The 10,000-nt window shown below is 35.5% G+C and carries 10 protein-coding genes; 2 read left to right on the forward strand and 8 right to left on the reverse strand.

From position 1 onward, the window contains the following. Window positions 1-191 precede the first annotated feature (191 nt). Window positions 192-863 (reverse strand): hypothetical protein, encoded by a 672-nt coding sequence (locus tag J7J10_03715; GenBank protein MCD6130037.1) that lies wholly within the window; start codon window positions 861-863, stop codon window positions 192-194. 274 nt (window positions 864-1,137) lie between these two features. Between J7J10_03715 and rho the strand changes: the two genes are divergently transcribed. Continuing rightward, complete coding sequence (gene rho / locus J7J10_03720) at window positions 1,138-2,385, forward strand: transcription termination factor Rho (protein MCD6130038.1); 1,248 nt, start codon at window positions 1,138-1,140, stop codon at window positions 2,383-2,385. Here rho and J7J10_03725 read toward each other — a convergent pair. The 6 genes from J7J10_03725 to tgt are packed head-to-tail and all read right to left on the reverse strand — an operon-like array spanning window position 2,371 to window position 8,336. Then, window positions 2,371-4,962, reverse strand: coding sequence for a CBS domain-containing protein (locus J7J10_03725; GenBank protein MCD6130039.1), 2,592 nt, complete (start codon window positions 4,960-4,962; stop codon window positions 2,371-2,373). The two genes, rho and J7J10_03725, sit on opposite strands and share 15 nt — an antisense overlap. Continuing rightward, window positions 4,959-5,846, reverse strand: a complete 888-nt coding sequence (locus tag J7J10_03730; GenBank protein ID MCD6130040.1) for a tyrosine-type recombinase/integrase — start codon at window positions 5,844-5,846, stop codon at window positions 4,959-4,961. The genes J7J10_03725 and J7J10_03730 overlap by 4 nt, the downstream gene beginning before the upstream one ends. Next, window positions 5,836-6,378, reverse strand: a complete 543-nt coding sequence (locus J7J10_03735) for a LemA family protein (GenBank protein ID MCD6130041.1) — start codon at window positions 6,376-6,378, stop codon at window positions 5,836-5,838. The genes J7J10_03730 and J7J10_03735 overlap by 11 nt, the downstream gene beginning before the upstream one ends. An 18-nt stretch (window positions 6,379-6,396) precedes the next feature. Continuing rightward, complete coding sequence (locus J7J10_03740) at window positions 6,397-6,591, reverse strand: hypothetical protein (protein MCD6130042.1); 195 nt, start codon at window positions 6,589-6,591, stop codon at window positions 6,397-6,399. Then, entirely contained in the window at window positions 6,578-7,237 is a 660-nt protein-coding gene (locus J7J10_03745; protein MCD6130043.1) for a hypothetical protein, read from the reverse strand. Before J7J10_03745 ends, J7J10_03740 begins: the two co-directional genes overlap by 14 nt. Then, complete coding sequence (gene tgt / locus J7J10_03750) at window positions 7,221-8,336, reverse strand: tRNA guanosine(34) transglycosylase Tgt (protein MCD6130044.1); 1,116 nt, start codon at window positions 8,334-8,336, stop codon at window positions 7,221-7,223. Before tgt ends, J7J10_03745 begins: the two co-directional genes overlap by 17 nt. A 613-nt stretch (window positions 8,337-8,949) precedes the next feature. Between tgt and J7J10_03755 the strand changes: the two genes are divergently transcribed. Further along, window positions 8,950-9,390, forward strand: a complete 441-nt coding sequence (locus tag J7J10_03755) for a DNA-binding protein (GenBank protein MCD6130045.1) — start codon at window positions 8,950-8,952, stop codon at window positions 9,388-9,390. Here J7J10_03755 and J7J10_03760 read toward each other — a convergent pair. Next, window positions 9,387-9,779 carry a DUF3568 family protein gene (locus J7J10_03760; protein MCD6130046.1) on the reverse strand — a complete coding sequence of 131 codons (393 nt, stop codon included), beginning with the start codon at window positions 9,777-9,779 and terminating at the stop codon, window positions 9,387-9,389. The two genes, J7J10_03755 and J7J10_03760, sit on opposite strands and share 4 nt — an antisense overlap. Window positions 9,780-10,000: the final 221 nt, after the last annotated feature.

Genomic DNA, 10,000 nt, shown 5'->3' on the forward strand with positions numbered 1-10,000 from the left:
AAGTAATGTCACCCCGTGCCTGACACGGGGGCGGAATGACAAAGAAGGAGAAAATCTGCCTGCCCCGTGTAATATTCCCCCCGCTCTTGGGTGGGGGGAAAGGAAAAGGGGGTCCTTGAGTATTACACGGGGTGAACCCAGAGGCTTAAATTCTTTTAAAATTTGTTTTGCAAATCCCAGACAATAGATAATTATTGTATTTTTCTTATGCAATAATTTTTGACTGGACATATTTTACACTTTTTCTTTAAACAAAAGTTTTTGCCTAACTTCAGAAATGCAGACTCGAAATCGGCAAAGGTGAATCCTTCTATTCTGTGTTCTTCCCATATTTTTCTTAAATCTTTTATGCCTAAGGATTGTGCACCGTAAATAGTGAATCTGGAAAATGGTGGGTTTGTCTTTTTCCATATATCTCTGAGTTCTCTCAGGAATATATTTGTGGTAACAGGTCCTATGCCTTTGGCCAACGCCTTTATCTTTTTCTCTAAGTCTTTTTCATTCTTAGATTGATAATACAGGTTGTTTAAGCTACCATTGTAGTTGTTTATCAGGTTTTTTGAGGCAGAAATCAGTTTTGTGGCTGTTTTAAAATCATATCTGGCATATCCACCTTCATCCAGAATGGTAACGATGTCTTCCCATGAGTTTTGAATAAATCCTTTGGGAAAAAGAATGTTTTTGTGAGCAAGTGAAAAGTAGGTATTCTTGGCGATGTTTTCTCCGATACGGGCGCCGAACAGCAAAGAGGCGATGAACCATTTGAATATTTCATTGTCATCTCTTTCCTTTAGGTTGATGTTTAACTCTTTACTGTAACATCCGCCCACAGCGTCAAACAATTTTCGGATAAGAGTTTTCATTGTGTAATTTTATATGCATTTTAATAATTTGTTTCAATATCTTTTTTGCAAGCTTAAATCTTTGAGATTTTTGCTTGATTTTTTAAAGGTGATTGGTTACATTAAAGTTATTCTCTGAGTAAATTTAATTTGGTTTATATGTTTTCCTTCGTTATGAGTGCTTTCAGTTATAGAGCTTTTGTGAAGAAATTATAAGAATGAGATTCGCTCGTTGGTAATGTTTATATGTGGTTATTTTTAATTTTAAATTCAATGATGGTTTTAAGAGGTGAGTATGGATTATAGTGAATTGGCTCGGAAGAAAGTTAATGAGTTGTGTGAAATTGCAAAGGATTTAGGTATTGGCTTAAATAAAGGTAGGAAGAAACAACTACTGGTTTTGGAGATATTAAAGAAAGATGCCGAGAAAAAGGGTCTTTTTTTTAATGAAGGGGTGTTACAAATACTGCCCGATGGTTTTGGTTTTTTGCGTTCTCAGAAGAATAATTATTTATATTCTTCTTCTGATATTTATGTTTCTCCATTACAGATCAGGAAATTTTCGCTGAGGACAGGGGATCTTGTTACGGGTTTCATACGGCCGCCCCGGGAAAGTGAACGCTATTATGCATTACTAAAAATAGAGGCGGTAAACTACCAGGATCCAAGCAAAACAAGAAAGCGACCATATTTTGATAATCTTACCCCTCTCTATTCTACGGAACGGATAAAATTAGAAACAACGCCCGATAATGTTTCTATGAGGGTGATGGATCTTATTACACCTATTGGAAAAGGGCAGAGGGGTCTGATTGTTGCAGCTCCCCGCACTGGAAAAACAATGCTTTTACAGAATATAGCAAATAGCATTACCAAGAATCATCCTGAAATTAAACTTATTGTCCTTTTGATTGATGAAAGGCCCGAGGAAGTAACAGACATGAAAAGATCTGTAGGGGCAGAGGTGGTAAGTTCTACTTTTGACGAGCCCCCAGAAAGGCATACACAAGTGGCAGAGATTGTATTGGAAAGGGCAAAAAGGCTGGTAGAAAGCAAGGTTGATGTAGTGATACTTTTAGATAGTGTAACACGGCTGGCACGGGCCTATAATGCTACAATTCCGCCAAGCGGGAAAGTACTTTCAGGCGGATTAGACTCCAATGCATTGCAAAAGCCCAAAAAGTTTTTCGGTTCGGCAAGGAATGTAGAGGAAGGAGGCAGTTTAACCATTATTGCCACCGCTTTGATAGATACAGGCTCTCGTATGGATGATGTGATTTTCGAGGAGTTTAAGGGAACAGGCAATATGGAATTGCATTTAGATAGGAAAATTTCTGATAGAAGGGTTTTTCCGTCAATTGATATTACGCGTTCGGGAACGAGAAAAGAAGAATTGCTTGTTTCAAAAGAGGAATTAAAGAGGATGTGGATATTAAGAAAGGTGCTTATGGAAATGGATGATGTTGATGCTATGATTTTTCTGGTGGATAAACTTTCTAAGACAAAAACGAATAAGGAATTTTTAGAATCAATGAATAGATGATAAATTTTCTCTAATTATTTCTCTGGCTCTTTCCAACGCTTTTTCTCTTGAGCTTATTTTTCCTGAAAGGATGTCTTCAAACACTGAATCAAGGATTTTTCCCAAAAGCGGTGATGGTTTTACACCTAAGCTGATAAGGTCTTTTCCGTCTATCATATTTTTAGTAAACTTAAGCTGATTTATAAACCTGGCGATTTTGTTTTTGGTTTGCTTTAACTTGGCAATACTCAAGAGAAAGATTAGCTGTTCATTGGTTAAAGGTTTTAAAAGGTAATAGATGTAGGCGTCAGTAATAGCGTGATTTTCAAGTTGGTGAAGCAGGTGTTTTTTTCCTTTTTGTATAGGAAGTATAATTTTTTTTATATTTTCTGGTGCGTTTAATATTTGAATTAGATTTACATTGTGTAAGTTTGCATAATGTTCAAGAATAAGCAGAAATACGATTTCCTTGTTTACCTTTTCCGTAGGATGTAGAAGAAGATAACTATCTATAAAGTTAGAGGCTGTTTCCATATGTTTGATACATACAGGATCTATAACAAGATTTTTTTTCAAACTGCTAAAAACACCCAATTTATTCAATTTTTCAATGGCTCGAGAGGCTTCTTTTTCTTTTAGGATAAGAAAAAGTTCTGTGAATAGCCTTTTTTTGTCAACTTGATTTAAAAGGTTTAGTTCTAATGCATTTTTGATGAGTTTTTCTGTTTGTTTACCCATTTCAAAATTGAACTTCACTGCGAACCTGATTGCACGGAAAATTCTGGTAGGATCCTCTATAAAACTTAGAGTGTGTAAAACTCTTATTTTTTTATCTCTTATGTCCTTTAATCCACCAAAGTAATCCAAAAGATCGCCGAAGTTGTTATTCAATTTTATAGCCAGGGTGTTGATACTAAAATCTCTTCTATATAGGTCTTGTTTAATAGAACTTAACTCTACAGAAGGCAGACTTCCAGGAATTTCATAATATTCCTGACGGGCAGTAGCTACATCGAACTTGAATTTGTTGGGGAGTGTTATAGTTGCCGTGTTGAATTTTTCATGGGTTGCCACTTTTCCTTTCACTAATTTAGCAAATTCTTTAGCAAATGTTATTCCATTCCCCTCTATTACGATATCAATATCGAGATTTTTTTCGTTCATAATAAGATCTCTTACAAAGCCGCCCACTATGTAGGCGCTAAAATTCAACTGTTGAGCCAATAAGCCTATTTTTTCTAATAGGATGTATATGTCGGGCGGTAAATTCTTTTTTATTTTGTAAGCAATATTTTCTATTTTTAAGGTGTGTTCTTTTATTTGTTCATTATCCAAGAGATGTAAGATGTTGGTACGGGTGATTACACCGATAAGTTTACCTTTCTTTAAGACGGGCAAAAGTTTTTGTTTTTCATCAATTATAATTTTTCTTACTTTTTCAAATGTGGCATTGTAGGCTACTGTTTTAAAATCTGTGATCATAAAGTCTTCTACATTTCTTTGTTGTAGATGATGATGAAACGCTCTTTGCGCAATTTGCCTACTAATAATACCTACAAGCTTATCTTTTTTTAAAACCGGCAAAACATTTATACCAAATCGAGTCATTATCTCATTTGCTTCCTCTACAGTACGATTGTATTCCATAAATCGTGGCGGGCAGGTCATAATTTTCCCTGCAATAAATGCACCCAACATTAGACTATTCAGTTTGTCTAATATTTTTTCTATTACCTCGGTTAAAGTAATGTTTTTAACAGTTGCAGATGCGGCGTAACTGTGTCCTCCTCCACCAAACAATTTAGCAAATTTGCTAATATCAATTTCTTTTCTCTTTGACCTGCCGATTACATAAATTCTGTTTTCCATCCTTATAGCAGCAATTACTGCGTCTAACTTTTCTATTTTTAACATCTTTTCTACAGAGATAGCTGCCTCATAAATATAATGATCAAAAGAGGCAAACGTTACAACTACATTTAGATTGTTAATTTCGTATATCCTTTTGTTTCTTATTAGTTCATTCAGGGTATTTACCTGAGGCGCGGTCATTTCTCTTCCTAATATTTGAGAGGTAAGGGTTAGGTCGCCACCTTTTTGTAACAACCAGGCGCAAGCCTGAAAATCCTTTACGGTGGTTGATGGATAGGTGAGGTTGCCCGTATCTTCATATATGCCGATTAAGAGAAGCGTTGCCTCATCGGGAGTAATGTCTATATTTTTTTTTCTTAGTTCGTTTGTCATAAGAGTGGTGTTTGCTCCTACTTTATCTGTATAAAAGGTGCAGTTTTTAATATCTCCTTCTTCGTGGTGGTCATAGCATATTGTTTTAACCTTTTCTGCTATCTTTCCGAAAATACCTATCCTTTCTTTGGAATGTGTATCTACAATAATAAGTGTATCAATATCGTCTAATTTGAATTCTTTGGGTGGTTTTGGTGAATAGAGATAAATACTGGTTTGTATGAAGAAATTTTTCATTGTGTAGGGAGGTAAGGGGGGAAGTGCTAAAACTGCATCTGGATAAAGCTTTTTCGCAGCTATGGATGATGCAATAGCGTCAAAATCTGGGGATTTGTGACAGGTTATGACCTTCATTTTGTACTACGAGGATGTTTTTTGCTAAGTTCCATTGTTAGAAGATTGTTTGCTACATGGGTATAGATTTGAGTGGTGGTGAGTGAACTATGTCCCAGCATTTTTTGTAATGCCCTTAGAGAAACTCCTCCTTCTAACAGGTGGGTGGCAAATGTGTGTCTCCAGGTATGAGGAGATGTATCTTCTCCCCCTATCTTTTTTGATATTTTCCATATTGCTTGTCTGGTAAATTTTGTTCCCCTGCTGGATATGAATAGATAATCATTCGTTTTGTGTTTTATAAAAAAAGGGCGCTCGTTTTCTATATATTTTTTGAGTATGTCTATAAGCTTATCTGCTATTGGCACAACCCTTTCCTTCGATCCCTTGCCCCTTATCTTTAAAAAGCCTTCGTTCCAATAGATATTGCCTATTTTTAAATTGACAAGTTCAGTTATCCTTAAGCCCGTAGCATATAGAAATATGAATATTAAAAGATTGCGTCTTGTGGTTATATTGTTTTCATACAGATATTTTTCTATCAGTTCATCTGTTTTCGTATGAGAAATCGTTCGGGGTAGTTTTTTTGTTATTTTTATGTTTTTTATGTTCTCTGTATTAATTCCTTTTACAACGCATTTTTTGGTCAGGAATTTTATGAATCCTCTTATTGCAGATAGCTTTCTGTTTATACTAATAGCTTTTAACCCCTTGCTCCCTAAAAATAATTTTAATTTCCGTATGGTTTTTTTGTCTTCAATAGAGAGATGCTGTTCTTTCAGGAAATTTGAGAATTGTTCTAAATCTCGCCTATAAGAGAAAGTTGTGTTTGTAGAGAGACCTTTATTGGATGCGACGAAGCGAATGTATTTGTCTACTAATAATTGTGTGCTCTTAGTTTCCAAGATCTTTCTCCTCTGGAAATTCAGGATAAGCAGAAAATCCTTGTGTTTTGGCGATGATATTTGCAGGAAATGCTTTTATCAGTGCATTGTAGGTTTCTACATTTTTGTTGTACTGCTTAGAGGCCTCAGCGATATTATTTTCCACTTCTTTTAGTTTATTCATAAGTGGTGTGAAATTTTCATTCGCCTTCAATTCAGGATATTTATCTACAATAGATAAGAGTTTGGATAAAGCATTGTTTACCGCATAAAAAGCAGACATTTCTTTCCTTGTTTCTGCAGACATGAAGTCAGTGTATACATCTCTTGCGTATTGAATGGTGTCTTCTTCCTGAACTGCGTAGTCTTTCATTATGATTAAAAAAGAGGGAATAAGGTTAGATTTTTTCTGAAATTCTGTATCAATCCTTTCCCAGGATTCATCGCACATTGTTTTGCATCTTTCTAATTTATTGTTAGTTCGTGTATAAAATATTCCTACTACTATAAATATGAGTAAGATGATGATTATTGCCGTTAGAAGTTTTTTCATTGCAATCCTCCTTTATTTTTACCAACTTCCGAGTCCGCCAAAACCTCCGCCAAATCTATTCCCAAAACCTCTGCCAAACAAGCTATCCCAATCACTCTTTACCTTGCTGAACAAGAGATCTAATAACATGGGAAGAAACATAGGTAACAGAACAAAGAGTATTATGCCCAGGATAATAAAACCGATAAAGTATGTAGAGTTATATAATTGCAACTATTGCCTCCATTTCATCTACATATTGTGTGAATAATGGAATCAACTCGGATAATGGTGTTTTCTTTAATTGCACAATTTTCCTTAGGGCAGAAAGCTTTTTAGTATATGTTTCTTCAAATAAGTCAAACAACTCCTCTTTCGTTTTATTTTTCACTTCCTTCTCCTTAAGATACAGGAGGCTTTTTATAATGAGTGAGAAATTGTATGCTGACCTTATAAGCAGGTCATGCAGTGTTTTTCTTTCCCAATATGCGCTTAAAAAACTACCTTTGAGTGTCAAAAGTTTGCCTCGTAATTCGTATTCACACTGTTTTTTTAGGTTTTCTTTTTCTATCTTTATATCGTGCAAGGGATCCTTTCCATATAAGATGTTTAAATTTTCCTGCATTTCTAAGGCTTCTATGCAGAATATGTTACCCGTGTTTCGAAAGAATGTTTCGTTAACTATTATAGGGTTAGATACTTTTCTTCCGTATTTTACATATATATATTTAATTATTTGTAAATCTCTTCCTTCTGTTTTGTCTAATATAACGAGAAGACCATTTTTCTTTTCCTCTATCATAAAGCCTATATTGTGCAGTCCTACGCAGACAAGCCTTTCTTTAAATTCTTTTTTTAGATTATCAATCAATTTTTTCATTTCTTTTCCTTAAAAAATCTTTCTTAAACAGATGAAATTGATGCTTTAATATAGCGTCTTTTATGTTATTCATAAGAGATGTGTAGAAATGCAGGTTATGTATTGTGGAAAGGGTGTAGTAAAGGAGTTCATTTGTTTTAAACAGATGTCTCAGATAAGCACGAGAAAAATGCTGGCATGTATAACAACTGCATTTTCCTTCTATAGGATTTTCATCGAAAGCATATTTTCTCTTTTTTATGTGTATATCGCCTTTTTGTGTGAATAGCATGCCGTTTCTTGCATTTCTAGTGGGCAAGACACAGTCAAACATATCTATTCCCTCTTCTACGCATTCTAATATGTCCTCTGGCATGCCTACACCCATTGTATAGCGTGGTTTGTCGAAGGGCAGGCAAGATGAGCACAGGTTCACTGTATTTAATGTTTCTTCTCGGCATTCTCCGGTCATCAATCCACCAACGGCATATCCTTCAAATGGCATTTTTATCATTTTTTCTATACACATTTCTCGTAGATCTTTATACACACCACCCTGTATTATACCAAACAATGCGTTGAGAGGGTATTTTTTTCTCGCTTCTATGCTTCTTTCTGCCCAGTTTATTGTCTTTTGTACGGATTCTTGTATCTCGCCTTTTATTTTATCGTGGGAGGGGCAGACATCCAAACAAACGGCTATATCTGAGCCTATTTGAGATTGAATTTCTATTATATCCTCTGGTGTAAGAAAATGTTTTGAACCATCAAAAGGTGAAGAAAAACCTATCCCCAATTCACTCTTTGTAAACATGTTATTTAAGCTGAACAGTTGAAATCCTCCGCTGTCTGTTAAAATCATGCCATTAAATCCGCAAAATTTGTGCAGACCGCCAATTTTTTGGATTACCTCTTTTCCTGGTCTCAAATATAGATGATAGGCATTGGAAAGGATGGCTTTTATATTCAGTTCTTCGAGCATTCTTGGAGTTACCGCCTTTACTGTTGCCTGAGTGCCCACCGGCATAAATAGAGGAGTAGAAATAAATAAATCTTCGTTTATCTTTATTGTCCCTGCTCTGGCGTTTTTTTCTCTTGCCTTAATGGAAAAGCTGAACATCTTTGGAGTTTCTACTATATTTTCTTTATTAGTTCAAGCCTATTTTATTCTATATAGTGGGCTTAATACCTCCCGTGGCTTGCCGCATTTTACGACCAAATCTTTGATTTGTGTCATAAAATTTTAATGTAGGCAAAATTTCTGAACTCCATAAGTTTTCCTTTAAGGATTTTACGACCAAATCTTTGATTTGTGTCATAAAATTCTAAGGGAATTTTTACGACCAAACCTGCGGTTTGTGTCATTCCCGTGCGTTCCTCTGTCATTCCCGCGAAAGCATGCCCTCGACCTGATCGGGGGCGGGAATCCAGACTCCAGATTCCGTGTCAAGCACGGAATGACAAAGGGGGCGCAATGACAAAGCAATCCAGAGGCTAATATTCTTTTCTTTTGCTTCAGAATAATTAGTTTATGACTTTTCTATCAACCATCAACCATCAACCATCAACCATCAACCATGTTTATCCCGAGGCTAATATTCTTTCCAGATTCCGCACCAAGTAATGTCACCTCGCACTCCGATAAGGGGCGGGATAACATCTGGTGATATTCCGCTGCTTGCGGGGATTGTTTATTTGTTGAAATCTCTATTGATTTGCAATAGAATCAGAAAATGGAGTATAAGAAATACGGTAATATCTTAGGGATAAGATTAAGACCTGAGGAAAAGATAGTTGAATCGTTGAGCAAGATATTTCATGAACAGAAAATAGAAGGTGGATGTATTGTAAGTGCTGTTGCCAGTCTGAATGAAATAATTTTGAGGAATGTGAAGAGTTTTAAGCAGTTTCCCATTACGGATGCAAATAGAAGTTTTAAAAAAATTTGCGGTCCATTAGAACTTCTAAGTCTGCATGGAAATATCAGCACTGCCGAGAAAAGAACAGTTGTCCATCTACATGCCAGTGTTTCTGATGGTTCATCAAGAATGTTGGGAGGGCATCTTATAGAAGCAACAGTTTTGTCCACTGCGGAGATTTTCATTTCCCTAACTGAAAGGATAGAAAGAAAATTAGATGCGCGGACAGGAGTTTTGGAGCTTAGCTTTACTTAAAGATGTTTTTTAGTCAACTCCAAGATACGGCGAGATCTGTATTCATTTCCAAATGTGCCTACCCGAATCTTAATTTTTGTTGTAGATTTACTTACTGATTCAAGACTTATCCATATTTTCTTACCATCTGCAAATTGTGATTTAATCTTTACAACCAAATTGTCTTTCTTTTCCTCTAAGATAGATAAGTTTAAATCTTTTAAACTTGTGATTGCAGCTAATCTGGCATGTGGCACCGATGCATTTAATGTATCTCTCAATTCACCTTTGTACCAGATTACTCCACCAGCACCTGCACCAGCACCACCAGCCACGAGGAGCGGTGCACAACCGGAAATCAACAAATATAATCCAATAAGCAAAATCGCAATTAACTGCTTTTTGAACATTGCACTCTCCTTTTGCGAATTTAGTGGTCCAATCTTCAACAATATCTATCTTATCATATTTTTTGTGCTTATCAATAATTTAATTATTGCTTTGCATTTTTTTGAGTTTAGATTTTGAAAGCCATTAATTTTTAATTGAAAAATTGATACATACTTATAAAAATGTGGCAATTCTACGAATTGCCGTAAAAAACCTTCAAAAAATTGGAGGTTTTTGTGAT

The organism is Deltaproteobacteria bacterium (assembly GCA_021159305.1).
GTDB lineage: Bacteria > Campylobacterota_A > Desulfurellia > JAGGSF01 > JAGGSF01 > JAGGSF01.

Bases quoted from the DNA above. Each gene is read 5' to 3' on its own strand.
- J7J10_03755 (MCD6130045.1), top strand. From the start codon at position 8,950: ATGGAGTATAAGAAATACGGTAATATCTTAGGGATAAGATTAAGACCT.
- J7J10_03760 (MCD6130046.1), bottom strand. From the start codon at position 9,779: ATGTTCAAAAAGCAGTTAATTGCGATTTTGCTTATTGGATTATATTTG.
- J7J10_03715 (MCD6130037.1), bottom strand. From the start codon at position 863: ATGAAAACTCTTATCCGAAAATTGTTTGACGCTGTGGGCGGATGTTAC.
- J7J10_03745 (MCD6130043.1), bottom strand. From the start codon at position 7,237: ATGAAAAAATTGATTGATAATCTAAAAAAAGAATTTAAAGAAAGGCTT.
- rho (MCD6130038.1), top strand. From the start codon at position 1,138: ATGGATTATAGTGAATTGGCTCGGAAGAAAGTTAATGAGTTGTGTGAA.
- J7J10_03725 (MCD6130039.1), bottom strand. From the start codon at position 4,962: ATGAAGGTCATAACCTGTCACAAATCCCCAGATTTTGACGCTATTGCA.
- J7J10_03735 (MCD6130041.1), bottom strand. From the start codon at position 6,378: ATGAAAAAACTTCTAACGGCAATAATCATCATCTTACTCATATTTATA.
- tgt (MCD6130044.1), bottom strand. From the start codon at position 8,336: ATGTTCAGCTTTTCCATTAAGGCAAGAGAAAAAAACGCCAGAGCAGGG.